Origin of the sequence: Streptomyces sp. HUAS ZL42 (genome assembly GCF_040782645.1) — a bacterium.
GTDB lineage: Bacteria > Actinomycetota > Actinomycetes > Streptomycetales > Streptomycetaceae > Streptomyces.
In genome coordinates, this window is the sequence record NZ_CP160403.1 from 1186392 (window position 1) to 1204678 (window position 18287).

The window sequence follows — 18287 nt, forward strand, 5'->3', positions numbered from 1 at the left end:
GGGAGGACGTGGCTCACGCGTGCAGCGTCAGCTCAGGTTCCCCGTGGGCGTCGCCCGCCGTGTCTCCGATCACGGCGGTGAAGGCCTCAGTCCGCACGGTCAGTCCGTCCTCGCCGAGGGAGAACACCGGCTCGAACGGGCCACCTGGGCCGTAGCGCACGGCGAACACATGCAGGCCGTCCGGGCCGCCCGGAGCCGGGTCCGCCTCCAGGGCCGTGGAGGTGATCAGGTGGCGCCAGCCCTCGTCCGGGTTGCCGTAGCCACGCGGGTCTGCTGCCAGGGCGAAGGCCGCCTGCTGCTGGGTGGTGTCCGAGCGGGCGTCGAAGTGGTCCGGTCCCTCCGCGCCGGGGTGCGTGAGGCGGAGCCCGCCCGCGGACGTCACCTCGGCCTGGGCCGTACGGCGCACCCGGTCGCCGTCGTCCTTGGCGTACGGCAGGCCGGCCAGCAGGTACGGCGTCCCGTCCAGCCGCTCCACGGCCACCGTCATCCACAGGCCGGTGCCGTCGGTGACGTAGAGCGAGCGGACGTGGCGCAGGACGTGGTCGCGGCCCACGACCGGCTTGGTGACCAGCTTGGCGGTGAGGGCGTCGGCGCGGATGTCGCGGACGCGGACCTCGCCCATCGGGCGGCACAGCAGGAAGCCGTCCGTCACCGGGCCGAAGCCGTGCTGGCGATTGGCGGCGGCGGGCAGGTAGTACGTGCCGCCCGCCTCCACCAACGACGGGGTCATCCGGTCGTCGAAGGCCACCGAGACCGTGCCTGCGCGGAGTTGGTGACGGACCGCCGACGCGGACGGCGTGCGGTGCCAGGGCGTGGTGTCCTGGATCTGCCAGACCAGCATCCATGCGAAGTGGCCGTCGACTCCGCCGTCCGCCTTCACCGCGTGCCGGCCCCAGCGGGTGTCGCCCCGGTAGCGGCCGAGGTCGGAGCCGATCCGGTGGCTGAAATAGCGCAGGCCCAGGACGGATTCGAAGCCGGAGTGCTGTTCGCTGTAGCGCGGGCCGCCGTTGTCGAAGCCGCCGTTCGTCAGGCGCGCGTCGATGTAGCGGGCGAGCGCGTCGCCGTCCTCGGCGAAGATCTCCTCGCCGCTGACGCGATGCGCCTGGGCCAGGAAGGACAGCGAGATCGGGCCGTAGTTGTTGTCGTACGCCCCGCCGTGCTCGGGGGGCAGGAGCGCGCCCCGGTCACGGACCCGGTGGGCGCGGATCTCGTCGACGTACAGGGTGATCGCGCGGGAGCGGACCGCCTCCCCCTCCTGCGGCGGGAGATGCCGGGCCAGCATCAGGCCGCCCACGACGCAGCCGATCGCCTGGTTGCCCGCCTCCTGCGGGTTGAAGAAGGTCGCCTCGGTCAGCCAGCGCCAGTAGCCGTGCGCCGTCCGGAGGAGCTCCGCGCGCTGCGCGTCGTCGACGAGGCCGTTCGCCGCGTCCAGGACGTTGACCGCCTGGAGCAGCGCCCACACCGTGCTCGGCCAGTCGCCGATGGGGTGCGCTCCGGCTTCGAGGGTGTAACGGGCGTACGGCAGGCCCGAGTTGCGTGCCTTCAGATTCGGGTACCCGGGGTTGTCGTCCGTGTACACCCGTTCCCGGAGATGGAACGCCAGACTGCGGCGCACCGCCTCCGGCAGCCGCGGGTCCTTGGAGCGCTGCCAGGCCAGGGCCAGCAGGGAGGTGATGCCGAGCGAGGTGTCGCCGATGTCGTCGTCGGCGTGCGGGTGCTCGAGGTTGCCCTCGGGGGTGATCCGCGCGAGGGCCTGCTCGACGACGTCGGCCAGGACGGCGTCGTACGCCTCGGGGGTGTCGGGCAGGTCGTGCAGCGGGCCGCGCTGGTGGAGGAGGTGCACGGGAGGGTGCGGGAGGTGCACGGGAGGGTGCGGGAGGTGCACGGGGATCAGCCCTTCATGCCTGAGGTGGCCATGGTGTGGATCGTCGCGGTCACCCGGCAGGTGCGGGCCGGCCACAGTTCCCAGCGGTGGTTCGGGGTGTGTACCCCACCGGTCAGGAGACTGCCGGAGGCGGCACGGGCGAACTCGGCGAGCGCGGCCGTGACGTCGCCGAGTGCCGGCCCCGCGCGAGCGGCGAGGACGTGCGCGTCGCACACGTCGTTGAGGGTGAACGCGGAGTCCGGCGGTGACTGCACGTTGTCGCCGCCGGCGAAGAGGCCGCTGGTGGTCTGCGCGGCCCGTAGAGCGCCGAGATGGGTCATCGCGGCGGCGACGGCCTGCCCGCTGCCGTGCAGCGCCGAGTCCGGGGAACGGTACGCCGCGACCAGGGTCTTCACCCGGCGCGCCAGACCACGGTGCGGCACACCGGCGGGTTCCTCGTCGGGGCGGGCCGCGAGCGGGGCGGCCGTCCGGTCGGCGGCGCGGGCCACCGACCGGACGAACTCGTGGTCGAGCGGGGTGGGCAAGGTCAGTCCTTCAGTCCGGCATTGATGTCGGCGTTCATGACGTAACGCTGGAACACCAGGAAGACGACAATCAGCGGGATCATGGAGATGACCGATGCGCCGAGCAGGACCGACCAGTTGATGTTCTGCGCGCCGACGATGCTCTGGATGCCGATCTGCACGGTGAACTTGTTGGGGTCGTTGAGCATCAGCAGCGGCCAGATGTAGTCGTTCCACCGCCACTGGAAGGACAGGATGGCGAGGGTGAGCATGATGGGCCGGGAGAGCGGCACCATGATCCGCACGAAGATCGACAGCTCACGCGCGCCGTCGATGCGTGCGGCTTCCACGAGTTCGTCGGGAACCGTCAGGAAGAACTGGCGGAACATGAAGCATCCGGTCGCGGTGAGCACGGCCGGGAAGATGATGCCGGCGAACGAGTTGTAGAGGCCGAGGTCGCGGACCACCAGGAACGACGGGGCGAGCATGACCTCGCCCGGCAACATCGTGGTGGCCAGGATGCAGAGGAAGAAGGCCTTGAGCCACTTGTTGTCGTACTTGGCCAGCGCGTACCCCGTGCAGCAGCTGACTCCCACCGTGAGGATCGTGGTGATCACGCACACGATGGTCGTGTTGATGAAGTACTGGGAGAAGTTGGCACTGCGCCACGCCGTCAGGTAGCCCGACAGGGTGACGTCGCGCGGAACCAGCGTCAGCGGATAGGAGAACAGGTCGCTGGCCGGCTTGAGGGAGCTGAGGATGAACCACAGCACCGGCAACCCGTACAGGCACGCCAGAACCCACAGCAGTGTCGTCGCGGGCACCGCCTGCCGGAGCCCACCACTACCCGCCCTGCGGGGCTGCTTCTTGGAGACGGCCCGTCCGGGACCGGCGTCGACCGGGCGTGGCATGTCTGTGGTTGTCATCGGTTCTCCACCCGCCGGTTGACGATCAGCTGGATGATCGCGACGGCCATCAGGATGAGCATGAGCACGAACGACGCGGCGCTCGCGTATCCGATCTGGCCCCGTTTGAAGCCGGTCTCATAGATGTACTGGACCAGCAGGTTGTTCGACGTGCCGGGTCCGCCGTTGTTCAGGGCGACGAACACCGGGTACTCCTTCATCGCGTTGATCGTGTTGAGCAGGATGACGATGAACGAGGTGGGCGCGATGCTCGGCAGCGTGATGCTGATGAACTGGCGCCATGGACCGGCGCCGTCGAGCGAGGCCGCCTCGTAGTACGACACCGGTACGTTCTTGATCGCTGCGATGAACAGCAGCATGGTGAAACCCGTCCACATCCAGGATGCCGCCATCACCACCACCAGCAGCGACAGGTCCGCGTTCGACTGCCACGGAACGGCACCTCCGCCGAGCTTCTCGATGACGTAGTTGACCAGTCCGAAGTTCTCACCGAACAGCCACCGCCACAGGACGCCCACGACGATGGGCGACAGCAGCCACGGGATGAAGAAGATGACGCGGGCGACCGACGAGCCCTTGGCGTGCTTGCTCACCACCAGGTTGGCGGCGAGCAGCGAGAGCGCGAAGTTCAGCGGTACGAAGAGAACGGCGTACAGCACCGTCCGGGTCAGCGCGCCGTAGAAGGTGGAGTCCCCGAACAGGTTGTTGTAGTTGTCCAGTCCGATGAACTGGAACGCCCCCACACCTGTGTAGTTCGTGAAGGAGTAGACGAGCCCGATCACCGCCGGCCAGACGAAGAACAGCGAGAAGAGCACGACATTGGCCGCGATGAGCACGAGCGGCGCAAGGATGTACTTGCTGCGTCTCCTGGGCGGGCTCGTGGACAGGTCCGAGGCGCGTTTTGTCATCTTCCTGACTCCGTGCTGGTGGATTGGATTGCGGTGGGCTCACACCATGAGCCCGGCATCACGCGGACGCCCGGGGCCCGGGCGGCGGTGTCCTCGACCCCGCCGTCCGGGCCCTGTGGCCTACGATCAGCCGCCGACCTGCTGGTTGTAGCCGGCCACGATGTTCTCCAGGGCCTTGTCGGCCGACTGCTGGCCGTTGATCGCCTTGGCGAGCTCCGTCTTGGTCGGGTCCTCGGTGAGGCTCTTGCCCTTCAGCACCCAGTCCGTCTGCGCGTTGTTGAAGTAGCCCGAGATCGGGGCGTAGAGCGGGATCTCCTCGTTGTAGAGCTTGAACGCCGCCTGCGCCGCCGGGGAGGTGAAGGGGTACTTCGGGTTCAGACCGCTCTCAACGGGCAGGAAGCCGGACGCCTCGCACAGCTCGCGGTAGTGGTCCGGCTCGTAGACCCAGGACAGGAACTTCTGCGCGGCGGTGGCCGCGTCGCCGTTGTTGTTGAAGCCCACCATCATGCCGCCGGCGTTGACGTCGCTGGCCTGCACCGGCTGGGCGGGAGTCGGGACGCTCGCCCAGTCGAACTTCTTGATGCTGTCGGCGAAGGCGGCGACCTGCCACACGCCGGACCAGTAGGCGACCACGTCACCGCTCTGGAACATGGCGGACGGGTCGGCGCCGCTGGTCCACACCGACTTCGGCATGGTCTTGTCGTCGTTGAGTCCGACGAAGTAGTTCACGGCCTTCTTGGTCGCGTCGTCCACCGAGAACTTGCCCGAGTCGTCCGCGTGGACGTACTGCCCGCCCATCTCGTACACCATGGCGCGGAGCCGGGACGGCGAGTTGTCGAACGTCAGGGAGTACTTCGCCTTGGTCTTCTCCCGGACCGTGTTCGCCGCCTTGATGAAGTCGGTCCAGGTCCAGGTCTTGTCCGGCGAGGTCGGGAAGGCGACGCCGGCCTTCTTGAACAGCGTCTCGTTGATGTACAGGCCGGACGCGGTGACGTCCGAGGGTATGGACAGCACCTTCCCGGACGAGTCCTTGGCGAGGAAGTTCGGGTTGATGTTGTTGCTCTTGGTGTTGACGATGGAGCTGAGGTCGATCAGCTTGTTCGACCAGATCGGGTCCAGCGACGGCACGGCCGCCACGTCGGGCAGGGAGTTCGCCTGCGCGGCGTTCTTCAGCTTCGCCGTGTAGCCGTCGTAGGGGATGTTGACGAGCTTGACGCTGACGCCGGCTTCCTTCTTGTACTGCTCCACCAGCTTCTTCCAGCCCGCGTCCTGCCCCGGAACCGTGGAGATCCAGAAGGTCAGCGACTTGGCGTTCCCGCCCGAGCTGGACCCCGACCCGCCACAGGCGGAGAGCAGAAGGGCACCTGCCGTGGCCACGGCAGCGAGGGGAACCACGCGGCGTATGCCGCCGCGGCCGAGTCGGCGGGAGCGCCGCACACCCACACTGGTCATTTTCGATCCCTTTTCGTCGTACTGGACGGAGCACGGCGCCGACCGAGGCGGCACTGGTGCATTTGCAGGAAGGTTCGCTTTCCGAGGGCGCGGCCTCGCCCGGCCGCGTCATCCTGCACGGGTGGGATCCCCGGCCACTATGGCCGTCGTCACGCGAGCACGCCCTCACGTGGCTGCCGTACCTCGAGTACGGCCGGGACGCTCACCCCAAGCCGGTATCCCGACCGGCTTAGAAAGCGCTTGTGTGCGGACATTGGCAGACCGAGTCGGAGGCCGTCAATCCTTCATCCGCGCGGCCTCGGTCACGGTTTGGACTCCCCGGGCGACCGCGAGCCGTGCGGCGCCCACGACGGTGCCGAATTCCCCGACGGTGCTGCTGACCACGTCGGTGGGCCAGCTCAGCCGCTCCAGTTCGGCCCGCACACCAGGCAGGAGCTGCGGGTCCGAACCGGTGCTGCCGCCCAGCACGATCAGTCCCGGGTCCAGTACGGCCGTCACGGCGGCGGCGAGCCGGCCCACGTCCGCGGCATGACGGCCGACGACCGTGCGGGCCGAGGCGCGGCCCTCTCCGGCGAGCGCGAAGAGTTGCTCGGCGGTGCCGGGACACGGTCCGTCCGTGTCCTGCCAGGCCTGTGCGGCCCGGCGCAGCAGCGAGCGTGCGCCGATGTACTCCTCCAGGGCCTCCTGGCGCGGCTCGCGGCCCTCGTCCCAGGGGTAGGGCAGCCGGGCCAGCTCTCCGGCGGCGCCGTTCGCTCCGCGCAGCACCTGGCCTCCGACGACGATGCCGAGGCCGATGCCCACGCCGATCCGCAGATAGCCGAAGGTGTGGCGGCCGCGGGCGGCCCCCTCGTGCAGTTCCGCGAGCGCGGCGCAGTTGACGTTGTTCTCGAGGTGGACGGGAACGCCGGGCGGCAGCGCGACGGCCATGGCGTCGAAGACGGGACCGGCCTTCGCGGTCGCGGGGCGCACACCGGCGCCCTCCTGCTGCCGGGCGACGTCGCCGACCGCGACGACGATGGTGCGCAGCGGGGCGCCGGCCGGCAGCGCGCCGAGGGCCTCGCGTACGACGTCGGCGGCGTCCGCCCGGGAGCCGGTGGCCTGGGCGAGCAGGGTGCCGTCCAGGGCGCAGCCGCGTACCCGGGTGAGGGCGGGGCCGAGATCGACGGCGAGCACGGCTCCGGCGGCCGGCCCGAGCCGGTAGACGGCGGCGGAGCGGCCCATACCGCCGGAGGCGGTGCCGGAATGGGCGGCGAGCCGGACACTCTCCAGTTCCACGACGGCGGCGGACACCGTCGGCTTGGACAGGCCCGCCAGGCTCGCGAGCTGTGGCCGGGTCGCGCTGCCCGCCTGGGCCAGCACGGCGAACACCATGCTCGCGCTCTCGGTCAGACGGGGGGCTTCCGGCACGTCAAGTTCCACAGTTCCCCCACACGGGTTCAAGGGCCGTGCACCCGGGTCGATCGGCTCCGGGGATACGGCGATGGGATGCCCTGGCGTCACGCGTCCCCGCCTCCGGGACGGCCCGTCCGGTCGTCCCGGAGGTCGAGTGCGCGCTAACGCTTGACGCACCATACTTCGTTAGTTAGTTTCCTAACGAACTTCACGGTACTCGCCTGCCGTGCTCCGTCAGAGGCCCGTCCCGGGGCTTCCCTAGTTCCCAGACGTACTTCCACCTGTCTTGAACCAGGCACGGTTCGCCCGCCGTCGCAGCCCGTACGACCTGCAACGACGAAAGAGGATCCGTGCAGGACTCCACGCCTCTCGTGGTCGGTGTCGACGTGGGCGGAACCAAGACGCATCTACGTGCGCTCGCGGGAGCCGACCTCGTCGCCGACCACGTCCGGACGAGCCGCGGTTGGCGGCCGCACGACCCCGTGCCCGCCGCCGACTGGCTCGCCGCACTGGTCCGCGAGGCCCTGCCCGGAGGTGTCCGCCCCTCCGCCCTGGCCGTGGGCGGGCACGCCTGTGAGACCCCCCGCCAGTGCGCGGAGATCCGCGCCGCACTGCAAAAGCTCTTCGGCGTGCCCGCGCTGGTCGTGGGTGACGCCGAACTCCTCGTTCCCGCCGCCGGATTGGACAAGGGCGTCGGCCTGGTCGCCGGCACCGGTTCGGTGGCGGTGGGCCGACTGCCCGACGGCGACCCCGTGCAGGTGGGCGGCTGGGGTGCCGTGCTCGGCGACGAGGGCGGCGCGGCCGGCCTCGTCCGGGAGGCGGCACGGGCCGTCTGGGCAGCGCACGACCGCGGCGAGGAACCCGACGCACTGGCTGTCGGGCTCGTCGCCTCGTTCGGTGTGCCCGAGGTACCGGCGCTCGGCGCGGCCCTGGAGGCCGCCGCCGACGTCTCCGCGGAGTGGGGCCGGCACGCCCCCGTCGTCTTCACGGCCGCCGCGGCAGGCTCACCGCTCGCCCGCTCCGTGATAGCCGAGGCCGGCGGGGCACTCGCCGCGCTCGTCGCCCGGCTCGACGCGCGCGGGGTGCCGGTCGACGACGTCGTGGTCGCGGGCAGCACGGTGCTTGCCCAGCCCGCGCTCTACGACGCGTTCACCTCGTCGCTCGCCCGCACCGTGCCGGGAGCCCGGCCGCGACCGCTGCGGGTGCCGCCGGTCGAGGGGGCGGTGGCGCTTGCGCGAACTCTCCTGTGACGCCCGGCTGTTGACCGACCTGACGTCCCCGCGCGTTTCTGTGGGCCGAGGAGCCCCAGTTCACCCACAGGACACCCCGCGGTCGCCGAACCCTCGCCGATGGGACACAACTCGGCCGTAGATCTTCGCTCGTACGCACCATCTGACTCACAGGTCACCACAAACCCCACGAGTCGCACAGGATCGCACGACCTTCCACGGCCGCACGGCCGAAGAACTCAAGAGAGGCACATCGCATGCCGTCACCCGCCGGGCACCACTCCTCCTCGTCGGCCGGTCGACTCGCCGTGAACAGAAGGGGGTTCCTCAGGACCTCGCTGGGCGGCTCGGCCGCGGTGCTGGCCGCGCCGACGTTCGCCGGATGGCTGGCCGCCGCGGACGCCAAGGCCGCCACCGCCACCGCCGCGTTCGTGGACGACTACAGGACCAACGTCCTGGCGAACCTCACGCCCGAGACCAACGCCGTGGTGCGGATCCTCGGCGGCTTCGCCGAGGTCTGGAAGACGGGCGCCGCCTGGAACAGCGGAACGGTGCTGCGGCCCGAGGTGCTGCGCGCCAACATGCGCTACTGCGCCCGGATCACCTCCGCCCGCACCGACGCGCAGGCGAAGGATGCCTTCCTCTACGACCGGCAGCACCAGAGCTACGCGATGATCGCCGGCCTGGGCCCGCTCGCCGAGCTGTACAAGGCGGGCGCCAAGGCGGTCACCTCGATCACGAGCGCGCCGGACACCACTCCCCCGACCACGATCAGCGACACCCTCCCGGCGAACGCCCCGGCCGGTTCCGCGATCGGCGCGGGCTCGTACACCTCGGACCTCGGCCAGGTCGCCAAGCTGGTCGACACCGTGCGCGGCCCCTTCGCCTCCGGCAACCCCGCCAAGTACGCCTTCCAGTACCCGCGTCCGTGGCGCATGAACGAGGACAGCGAGGTCGTGGACACCGGGAGGACCGACGCGCTCGGCTACCCGGTCTACGACTCCCAGGTGGTCGTCGCCCCGCAGCTGCTGCGCCAGCGCAGCACCTCCCCGACGGACGACGGCGGCTTCCCCAGCGGCCACACCAACGCCTTCCACCTGGCGGGCCTCGCGTTCGCGTACGCGGTGCCCGAGCGCTTCCAGGAGCTGGTGACGCGCGCCTTCGAGCTCAGCCACACCCGGATCATGTCGGGCATGCACTCGACGGTCGACGTGATGGGCGGCCGCATCATGGCCACCGCCCTGGCCGCCGCCGCGCTCGCCGACCCGGCGAACGCCGGCCTCAAGGCCGCGGCACGCGCCCAGGCCCTGGCGTACTTCACCGGGAAGACCGGCACGACGGCCGACGCCCTGTTCGCGTACGCCCACTCGGACGCCGCCGACCCGTACGCGGACCGGAAGGCCAACGAGCGTGCGGTGCGCCCGCGTCTCACGTACGTGCTGACCCGCGAGGGCCGCAAGGAGCCCCTGACCGTGCCCAAGGGCGCCGAGGTGCTGCTGGAGACGCGGCAGCCGTACCTCACCGCCGACCAGCGGCGCGAGGTGCTGCGGACGACCGCGCTGCCCTCCGGCTACGTCCTGCTGGACGGCTTCGAGCAGTGGGGCCGGCTGAACCTGTTCGCCGCGGCGGACGGGTACGGCGCCTTCGACTCGGACGTGGCCGTCACGCTCGACGCGGCGGCGGGCGGCTTCCACGCGGCCGACAGCTGGCGCAACGACATCGAGGGCGACGGCGGTCTGACCAAGCGGGGCACGGGCACGCTCACGCTGATCGGCCACAACAAGTACACGGGCGGGACCGTCGTGGAGGGCGGCGTGCTGGTCGCCGCCTCGTCGCACGCGCTCGGCCACGGTGATCTGCGGGTGACGGGCGGGACGCTGCGGCTGGAGAAGTCGGTGCAGGTCCACGGCACGTACGCACAGGAGAACGGCACGCTGGACGTGACGCTGCGTTCCGGCCGCGGGCCCGCCCTCGAGGTGACGCGGCGGGCGCTGCTGGGCGGGGGCAGTGTGCTGTCCCTGCGGCTCGACGCCGAGAAGCCGCCGGCCCCGGGCAGCACGGTGCGTGTCGTCTGCGCTCCCGGGCTGCGCGGGCAGTTCGACCGCGTCGAGCTGAACTCCGACACGCTTCGGGCCGTACCTGTGTACACGGCGGAAGGTCTGTCGGTACGACTCCTGAAGCGGTAACGCCTCCCTGGCGGGAGGTGATGCAGAGTGAGCCCATGAGGCGCCTCTGGATCTCTCCCGCCCCCGCGCGGCCGGTGTCACCGCGGGGCGGATGATGACGCGCGAACTGCACTCGGTCCTGGCCCCGGAGGCACTCTCCGGCGATCCCGCGGCGCGGCCGTCGCGGTGGTCCCGGCCGTCCGCGGGACGCTGGGTGCTTCCGCTCCTCGTGGTCGTGCTGCTGGCGCAGATGGCGTTCGCGATGGTGACCACGGCCGTGCAGCAGACCCCGACCATCGACGAGCCGGTGTACGTCGGCACGGCCGCCGGGTATCTGCACGGGGAGGGTCTGCGCTACAACCCCGAGCATCCGCCCCTGGGCAAGCTGGTCGTGGGCGCCGGGGTGGCCCTCGCGGACCCGCACGTCGACACGTCGTTCACGGGAACGCAGGAGCGACTGGGCCCGCATCTGCTGTACGAGTCGGGCAACGACCCCTGGCGGCTGATGCTGTGGGCCCGGCTGCCGGTGATCGTGCTGACCCTGCTGTTCGGGCTGGTCGTCTTCGCCTTCGCAAAGGAACTCGCCGGCCGGGCGGCCGCGCTTGCGGCGCTCGCCCTGTACTCGTTCTCCCCCGACGTCATCGCCCACGGATCGCTGGCCACCCTCGATGTGCCGATGGCCGGATTCCTGCTGACATCGGTGTGGCTGCTGTGGCGGGCGAGCCGCCGGCCGCGGCTGTATCTGCCGCTCGCCGGGGCGGCGCTGGGAGCGGCGGTGGCCACGAAGATGAGCGCGCTGCCGGCGGTTGCGGTGCTGCTGGTGCTGGCCGCCCTGCCGGAGTGGCGCGGCCGCGCCACGAGGTGGGGGCGGGCGCTGCTCCGGCCGGCAGTCGTGGCGGGGGCCGTCGTCGCCGTCGTGTGGGCGGCGTATCTGGTGGTCGATCCCCGGCTGCGCTGGACGTCGCAGGTGCATGTGCCGACCGTGCACGGGATGCGCGGGCTCCTGGTGGACCTGATGCCGTTCCCTGAGGCCTACCGGGACGGCATGCGCATCCAGTTCGGCCTCGAGAACGACCCCTGGCAGGGCTTCCTGTTCGGCCGCCTCTACACCGGCTCGCTCTGGTACTACCTGCCGGCCGCGCTGCTGGTGAAGACCCCCCTGGGCATGCTCGCGCTGTGGGCGGCCGGAGCCGTCGCCATGGTGACGGTGCGGCGGCTGCGGCCCGCGGCGCCGTACGTGCTCGTGCCCGCCGCGGTGCTGCTGGCCGCGGCCATGGAGGGGTCACGGGACTTCGGCACCCGGTACGCGGTGTTCCTGCCGATGTTCCTGGCGGTGGCGGCGGGCTGCGTGCTCACGGTGCGGTGGCGGTGGGGCCCGGTGGTGACGGCGGCGCTGGTGGCGTTCGTCGGGGTCAGTTCGCTGCGGACGTACCCCTACTACCTGCCGTACGCCAACGAGGCGTTCGGCGGACCGGCCCGGACCCATCTGCTGCTGCACGACTCCAACGTGGACTGGGGCCAGGACCTCGGCCGGCTGGCGGACCGGCTGCGCGAGCGGTACCGGGGCGAGCGGATCTGGCTCGTCTACAAGGGCAGCGGCGTGCCGTCCTACTACGGCATCCACGCGTCCGACCCGCTCACGGTGCCCGCCGGTCGGGTGCACGGGCTGCTGGCAGTGTCGGACTCCGCCGCGGCCAAGGCGAAGGGGCGGTTGGCCGAGCTCATCGACAGCAGCCGTCCGGTCGACGAGGTCGGTCATTCGATCACGATCTACCGGCGCTGATCCGCGGGCACCGAGTGCACTCGACGTTCTCCGGCAGGCCCTGGTCAGCACGGTCCGTGAGCTATGTTGAGTCCTCGTGGGAGACAAAGGAGGCGCACCCGTGCCATCGCCGCAGCAGGCACGCGCGCAGGCATCCGCGATCACCTCGGGAAAGACGGCTCCGGAGGCAGAGGCCTCACCGACTTCCCAGCTCAGAGCACTCTTCGACGGGCCTCGCCTGTCCCCCGGGCAGCGACGCGTCGCCCAGTACCTGATCGAGCACATCACCGAGGCGGCGTTCCTCTCGATCACCGATCTCGCGGACCGCGTCGGCGTCAGCCAGCCCTCGGTGACGCGTTTCGCGGCCGCCGTCGGCTTCAGCGGTTACCCCGCGCTACGGGAGAAGCTCCAGTCGATCGCGCTCGGCACCCTCCCCGGCGGCCCCGCGGCGGCCGAGGAGAACGGGAGCAACGAGCTGCAGGCGGCGGTCGACGCCGAGATCGAGAACCTGGAGAACCTGCGCCGGGACTTCGCCGACCCCGACCAGGTCATCGACATCGGCCGCAGGCTGTCGGAGTCCACCCCGCTGACCATCCTCGGGCTGCGCATCTCCGCGTCGCTCGCCGAGTACTTCGCCTACGCGGCACGCCGTATCCACCCGGACGTACGGCTGGTGACCCGGGGCGGCAGCGTCGCCTACGACGCGCTGCTGCAGTCGCGGGAGGCGGGCGGCACCTGGGTGCTGGCGTTCTCGATGCCCCGGCACGCCCAGGAGACCCTCACCGCGGTACGGGTCGCGCGCAGCGCCGGTCTCAAGGTCGCGCTCGTCACCGATCTGGCGCTCGGCCCGGTGGCCGACGAGGCCGACGTCACCTTCGCCACCGGCACCGGCTCCCGCCTGGTCTTCGACTCCTACGCGGCGCCCGGAGTGATGGCCGCCGCGCTGCTGCAGGCCATGACCGACGCGGGTCCGGAGCGCACCCAGGCGCGGCTCGAGGAGTACGAGCAGATCGCCGAGCAGCACCAGTTCTTCCTCAGGGACTGATCCCCTCATAAAGTGCCACAAGGGGAGCAATCACTTTAAATCGCGCATGAATGTTTTCATACGTCTTGCAAAGCGGACGGCATATATAAATACTGCTCACGGCCGCACCGCCCGCACAGGGCACCCGAACGGGCACCCCGAGCCGCCGTCCCCTACCCGCGTCGGCGTGAGGGTGTTCGGGGCCTCGCCTGAGCGAGCGCCCGTGGCGGCCCCGGTCCTCCCCTAGGCCGGGGCCGCCCCCAACCCGTCGGACCATCCCTCCGACACCGCCCACCGGAAGCGATGATCATGCCCCTGACGACCACGCGCCTCAGCCCGGACTGGCCCTGCCAGGTCAAGACACCCGGCAGCTACGACTGGGAGCGTTCGGCTGCCAAGTGGCTGCGCGAGCTCGTACCGGCACGCTATGCCGGCTATCCGGCGATGCTGCGCCACCCGGTGCTGCTGGCCCGCCATGCTCAGATCCAGGTCCAGCACGAGATCCGCGTGGCCCGCACGGCCCTGCAGACGGCACGCGCGGACCTGCCGCGGCTCGGCCTGCCCGAGTCGGTCATCGAGCACACGATCAAGCTGTACGCCGCCGAGGTCATGCAGTTGCAGCACATCGCACGCAGCGTCCGTGCGGTCACTCAGGCGCTGACCGACCACAACGCCGGACGCTGAGGGCGGGACTGCCCTCAGTCGTCGTCGCGGTGTCGCACGTACCAGAGAACGCCCACGACCATGGCCAGCAGGAAGACGGTGGGCAGCACCAGGCCCGGGATGCGGGAGCCGTTCATCGATATGGCCTTACGGTCGTGCGGCGGACCGCCCCACGCGTCCGCTCCAGCCCATAGTGGGGGCCTCACGGTACTGCGCCACCCGGGCTTTCCCCAGATGTTGCGCGCTGTTCGAAACGAGCCGCTCAGTCAACCGCCCGTTCGAGACTCCAGGTCGCGCCGGGTGTCGTCGCCGTAGACGCCGTTCTCGTCGCCGCGGATGCCGTACCAGAGCTGGAAACGGGCCACGGCCTCGGTGAGGACGGTGTCGTAACGGCCGTCGGTGGAGCCGTTGTCGTACACGTTGGGAATGCGCCGCAGGCGCTCCTGAAGGTCCGTCACCTCCGGGCCGGTCGCCCCCTCCCGGAGGGTGCCGGGGCCGTCGGGGTCGGCCGAGGCCGGGGCGGACGGAGCGGGGGCGGTCGTCGTCGGGGGCGCGGGCGCGGCCGTCGCGGCGTTACGGCCCGGCAGCAGGAGGGCGCAGCCGAAGCCGACCAGGGCCGCGGCGGACACGCCGACCGCGATGGCGGCGCGGCGCAGCCCGGAACCGGAGGCGGGCCGCTCGCGGCGCCGTGCCGGGCGCCTGCCGTCGGACGTGACGGTCGGCAGCTCCTGCGTGTCGTCCTCGGTTGCGGTGGCCCCCCTCGGCACTCGCACAGGTTCGTGGGCCCCGCTGTCCTGCGTCAGTTCCCGGAACAGTTCCGCGAGGGCGTCGGTGCGGCGGGGGCGCAGGACGACGATGGGTTCGAGGACCTGGTGGTCCTGCGGCTCTCCGGGTTCGGCCGGCGTCGGCACGCTGGTCTCCTTCCGTCCCTTGGATCCCCGAGGAGTGATACGGGCGGTCCGCCTTCCGGGTTCAGCGTGCGAGGAACCGGCGCAGGGAATCCTTCGTCGCGGCCACGAAGGCGTCCCGCCCGGCGTCGTCCAGCGCCTCCAGGGACAGGTAGGGATTGAGGTCCTCCAGCTCGACCAGCAGGAGCTCGCCGTCCGGGGCGCGGCACGCGTCGACGCGCTGGATGCCGTGATCGAGGCCGTTCCACTCGATGAAGCGGCGGGCGAACTCCAGATCGTCAGCGGTGGGTTCGTACCGCTCCAGCTGCCAGCGCCGGTCGGTGTGCGGGGCGTACAGGGCGTACTGGAAGTCGTGGTCGACGAAGTAGAACGAGACCTCGTAGGCGAAGTCGATGCACGGCTGGACCAGCACGGTTCCGTCGATGAGGCCGCCCAGGCTCTCGACGGTGACGATCCGCAGGCCCAGGGAGTCGGCGCCGAGCTTGGGTTTGACGACGTAACGGTCCGCCTCCGGCAGGCGGTCGAGGTGCTCCGGGCGGTCGACGGTGGGGATGACCGGGTGGCCGGCGGCGCTCAGGTCCAGGAGGTATTGCTTGCCCGCCATGTCGGCCTTGCCGGTGAGCGGGTTGTACACGCGCGTGCCGCTGCGGACCGCGCGCTCGCGGAACGCCTCGTACTCCGCCCGGTACGACAGGACGGGACCGCTGTTGCGGACGACCACGGCGTCGAAGTCGTCCATGAGCGCGCTCGCGTCGAGCGGATGGCACAGGGCCAGGTCGAAGTCCTCGCGGAGGCGGGCGGTCAGCTGGATGTCCTCGTCGCAGTAGCGGCGCCCGCGGGCCTGGTACGCGAGGTCGGTGACATAGAGGATGCGGGGGCGGACGGGGGGCACGCTGGGGACTCCTCGAGGTCTGCGGGTGGCGGCGGGCGCAGAAAGGTTACGTCGGACCGGTGGGGAAGTCCCCGCGCGGCCTGTCGATCTCCGTACAATTTGATACCGAACGACCGCGCGGGCCGACCGGCCCAGCGGTCCTTGCCGAATCGACCGAAGGAGCCGCCCGTGCCCGGCCAGCGTTCCATCACCGAAGCCGAGCGGCTCGCGTCGGCGAAACTCGGCGGAACCCCCATCCGCCGGGAGCAGATGGCGGCCGTGGCGAACATCTACCGGGCCGCCTCCGCGGTGCGCCAGCACCTGGAGAACTCCGTGTTGCGCGGCTCGGACCTGACCTGGACGGCGTTCGTCGTGCTGTGGGTGGTGTGGGTGTGGGGCGAGTCGGAGACCCGGCACGTGGCCGAGGAGGCCGGGATCTCCAAGGGCACCCTCACGGGCGTGGCACGCACCCTGGAGTCGCGCGGCCTGCTGCGGCGGGCCGATCACCCGACCGACGGCCGGCTGGTCCTGCTGAGCCTCACCGACAAGGGCGAGGAGCTCATGCAGCAGGTCTTCCCCGAATTCAACGAGGAGGAGGCCTTCGTCACGGCACAGCTCAGCGACGCCGAGTGCCGGGGGCTCGCGGAGTCGCTGCGCCGGGTGGTGCTCCAGGTCGAGGAGCACGGCGAGGAGCGCCGCCGCACCCTGCTGAACGGCGCCGAGCCCGCGCCGCGGCGCAGCGGGCGACGGCCGCGGACCTGAGACGTCGGAGCGAGGGGCCACAGCGAAGGGCACTCAGTTCCCACACAGAGGGAACTGAGTGCCATCAAGCCCGGTCAGGTGCTACGTTCCCCTCCATGAGCTCCAGTGACAAGGCGGAGGCGAAGCCCCCCATGCGGGACGCCCTCATCGCGGCGGCCTTCCAGCTGTTCCTGGAGCGGGGCTACGAACAGACCACGGTCGACGACATCGTGGCGCTCGCCGGCGTCGGACGGCGGTCGTTCTTCCGCTACTTCCCCTCCAAGGAGGACGTGGTCTTCCCCGACCACGAGCGCTGTCTGGCCGACATGACGGCCTTCCTCGCCGCGAGCGACGACGAGCACGAGCCGGTGCAGCGCGTGTGCGACGCCGCCCGGCTCGTCCTGCGGATGTACGCCGAGAACCCGGCCTTCTCCGTGCAGCGCTACCGGCTCACGAAGAAGGTGCCCGGACTGCGGGCCTACGAGCTTTCGGTGGTGTGGCGCTACGAGCGCGCCCTCGCCGAGTACCTGCGCGGGCGCTTCGCGGGCCGCCGCGACGGCAACCTGCGGGCGGATGTGATCGCGGCGGCGGTCGTGGCGGCGCACAACAACGCGCTGCGCTCCTGGCTGCGTTCGGACGGAGAGGCCGACGCGAGCGCCACCGTGGACCATGCGATGGGATATGTGCAGAACGCCTTCGGCTCGCCCGCCACACCACCGCCTGCAGCCGCATTCGCACCCTTCACGGCTTCCGCCGGCGAGGGGCCCGACGACGTGGTCGTGATCGTCTCCCGGCGGGGTGCGCCCCTGTGGCGCGTGGTGCAGGAGATCGAGACGACACTCGGGCGCGACTGAGTCGAAAATTTGGGGTACGGAGTGCCTTTACGAGTGACACTCAGTGCCATACGCTGAGCGCGTGCGCGGTGGCACGGTGAACCGCGCACGTGCGTGCACGGATGAGCCGCGCACGCGGCATTTCCGGCCGAGCGCAGGGAGTTGACCAGCGTGTACCACCACTCAGGAAGCGCCGTTCAGCAGGTGTCCGGCTCCGCGACGGGAGTTCTCGATCCGGCGACCGCGGACTCGGACGCGATCCTTTTCCAGCGCTGCACCTGGTGCGGCACCGCCATGTACCACAAGCTGATCTGCCCGGTGTGCCGCGGCAGCGAGCTGCGCACCGAGCGCAGCCAGGGCACGGGGACGGTCCGTCACTCCACCGTGGTGCACCGCAACACCCCCGCCGCCCGCAATGTGTCCCTGGTCGAGATGGCCGAGGGTTTCGTGGTGCGGGGCCGGGTCATGGGTCCGCCCATCGGCATCCACAGCGGCGACCGCGTACGGCTGTCCACGGTCAAGGACCCGGTCCGGGGCGAGCCGGTCTTCCAGTTGCTCGACGAGCCGTACCGGGCCTGGACCTGACAGACCTTCAGCCAAGGCCGGGGACCACATCCCTGGTGCGCACCGGCCGTCCCGTCTCGAAGCACTGGTTGGCGGCCGGCCCGACAGCCGGCGCGAGTGCGCCGTCGCGTTCGGTGGCCGGCCGCTGCTCCGCCGCCCCGGTCCGGCGGGCCGCGCGGTGTCGAGCGGTCCGAAGAGCGCGTCGAGCATCCGTGTGTCTCCCCCGCCGTGTGCCTCATGGGCGACCGTGAGCGCAATGTCGACCGGGGGCCGCCACAGCGGGCGCAGGGTGAGCCGCAGACCTCCCGCGTGCTCGGCAGCCGTGTCCCCGTGCAGCGCACCGCTGCCGGAGGTGATCCGCGTCCGCGGCGACGCCCAGCGGCTCTCCTCCACCTCGAGTTCCAGCCGCCCCGCACTGCCGTTGAACATCACCCGGAGCCCTCCCATGGGGAGTTGGCGGT

General features: G+C 70.9%; 15 protein-coding genes and 1 pseudogene. 8 read left to right on the forward strand and 8 right to left on the reverse strand.

From position 1 onward, the window contains the following. Positions 1-13: 13 nt before the first annotated feature. The 6 genes and pseudogenes from ABZO29_RS05645 to ABZO29_RS05670 form a co-directional block, all read right to left on the reverse strand. Complete coding sequence (locus ABZO29_RS05645; RefSeq protein WP_367326055.1) at positions 14-1843, reverse strand: hypothetical protein; 1830 nt, start codon at positions 1841-1843, stop codon at positions 14-16. Positions 1844-1959: 116 nt separating this feature from the next. Next, positions 1960-2409 (reverse strand): annotated as a pseudogene (locus ABZO29_RS05650) (hypothetical protein); the annotation flags it as partial. A gap of 2 nt (positions 2410-2411) precedes the next feature. Further along, positions 2412-3314, reverse strand: a complete 903-nt coding sequence (locus tag ABZO29_RS05655; protein WP_367319012.1) for a carbohydrate ABC transporter permease — start codon at positions 3312-3314, stop codon at positions 2412-2414. Beyond that, positions 3311-4222, reverse strand: a complete 912-nt coding sequence (locus tag ABZO29_RS05660) for a carbohydrate ABC transporter permease (protein WP_367319013.1) — start codon at positions 4220-4222, stop codon at positions 3311-3313. The genes ABZO29_RS05655 and ABZO29_RS05660 overlap by 4 nt, the downstream gene beginning before the upstream one ends. A 126-nt stretch (positions 4223-4348) precedes the next feature. Next, the gene (locus ABZO29_RS05665; protein WP_367319014.1) at positions 4349-5674 is read right to left on the reverse strand and encodes an extracellular solute-binding protein; all 1326 of its coding nucleotides are present in this window, start codon (positions 5672-5674) and stop codon (positions 4349-4351) included. A 276-nt stretch (positions 5675-5950) separates the two neighbouring features. Further along, positions 5951-7045, reverse strand: a complete 1095-nt coding sequence (locus tag ABZO29_RS05670) for an ROK family protein (protein WP_367326056.1) — start codon at positions 7043-7045, stop codon at positions 5951-5953. 371 nt (positions 7046-7416) lie between these two features. Between ABZO29_RS05670 and ABZO29_RS05675 the strand changes: the two genes are divergently transcribed. The 5 genes from ABZO29_RS05675 (at position 7417) to ABZO29_RS05695 (ending at position 13930) form a co-directional block, all read left to right on the forward strand. Continuing rightward, a complete protein-coding gene (locus ABZO29_RS05675; RefSeq protein ID WP_367319015.1) occupies positions 7417-8316 on the forward strand; it encodes an N-acetylglucosamine kinase in 900 nt (299 codons plus the stop codon). A 236-nt stretch (positions 8317-8552) separates the two neighbouring features. Continuing rightward, on the forward strand, positions 8553-10481 hold the full coding sequence (locus tag ABZO29_RS05680) for a phosphatase PAP2 family protein (RefSeq protein ID WP_367319016.1): 1929 nt from the start codon (positions 8553-8555) through the stop codon (positions 10479-10481). Positions 10482-10572: 91 nt separating this feature from the next. Next, entirely contained in the window at positions 10573-12243 is a 1671-nt protein-coding gene (locus ABZO29_RS05685; RefSeq protein ID WP_367319017.1) for a phospholipid carrier-dependent glycosyltransferase, read from the forward strand. 100 nt (positions 12244-12343) lie between these two features. After that, the gene (locus ABZO29_RS05690) at positions 12344-13267 is read left to right on the forward strand and encodes a MurR/RpiR family transcriptional regulator (protein ID WP_367319018.1); all 924 of its coding nucleotides are present in this window, start codon (positions 12344-12346) and stop codon (positions 13265-13267) included. A gap of 282 nt (positions 13268-13549) precedes the next feature. Beyond that, positions 13550-13930 carry a hypothetical protein gene (locus tag ABZO29_RS05695; RefSeq protein ID WP_367319019.1) on the forward strand — a complete coding sequence of 127 codons (381 nt, stop codon included), beginning with the start codon at positions 13550-13552 and terminating at the stop codon, positions 13928-13930. A gap of 245 nt (positions 13931-14175) precedes the next feature. Here the strand turns inward: ABZO29_RS05695 and ABZO29_RS05700 are convergent, their stop codons facing one another. Together ABZO29_RS05700 and ABZO29_RS05705 are read right to left on the reverse strand one after the other, a co-directional pair. Then, positions 14176-14820: a peptidoglycan-binding protein gene (locus ABZO29_RS05700; RefSeq protein ID WP_367319020.1), complete on the reverse strand. Its 645-nt coding sequence runs from the start codon at positions 14818-14820 to the stop codon at positions 14176-14178. Positions 14821-14881: 61 nt separating this feature from the next. After that, the gene (locus ABZO29_RS05705) at positions 14882-15709 is read right to left on the reverse strand and encodes a hypothetical protein (RefSeq protein WP_367319021.1); all 828 of its coding nucleotides are present in this window, start codon (positions 15707-15709) and stop codon (positions 14882-14884) included. Positions 15710-15877: 168 nt separating this feature from the next. Between ABZO29_RS05705 and ABZO29_RS05710 the strand changes: the two genes are divergently transcribed. The 3 genes from ABZO29_RS05710 (at position 15878) to ABZO29_RS05720 (ending at position 17847) form a co-directional block, all read left to right on the forward strand. Next, on the forward strand, positions 15878-16450 hold the full coding sequence (locus ABZO29_RS05710) for a MarR family winged helix-turn-helix transcriptional regulator (RefSeq protein WP_367319022.1): 573 nt from the start codon (positions 15878-15880) through the stop codon (positions 16448-16450). A 131-nt stretch (positions 16451-16581) separates the two neighbouring features. Further along, complete coding sequence (locus tag ABZO29_RS05715) at positions 16582-17283, forward strand: TetR family transcriptional regulator (protein WP_367326057.1); 702 nt, start codon at positions 16582-16584, stop codon at positions 17281-17283. A 150-nt stretch (positions 17284-17433) separates the two neighbouring features. Then, positions 17434-17847: a Zn-ribbon domain-containing OB-fold protein gene (locus tag ABZO29_RS05720; RefSeq protein ID WP_367319023.1), complete on the forward strand. Its 414-nt coding sequence runs from the start codon at positions 17434-17436 to the stop codon at positions 17845-17847. The last annotated feature ends 440 nt before the right edge of the window (positions 17848-18287 follow it).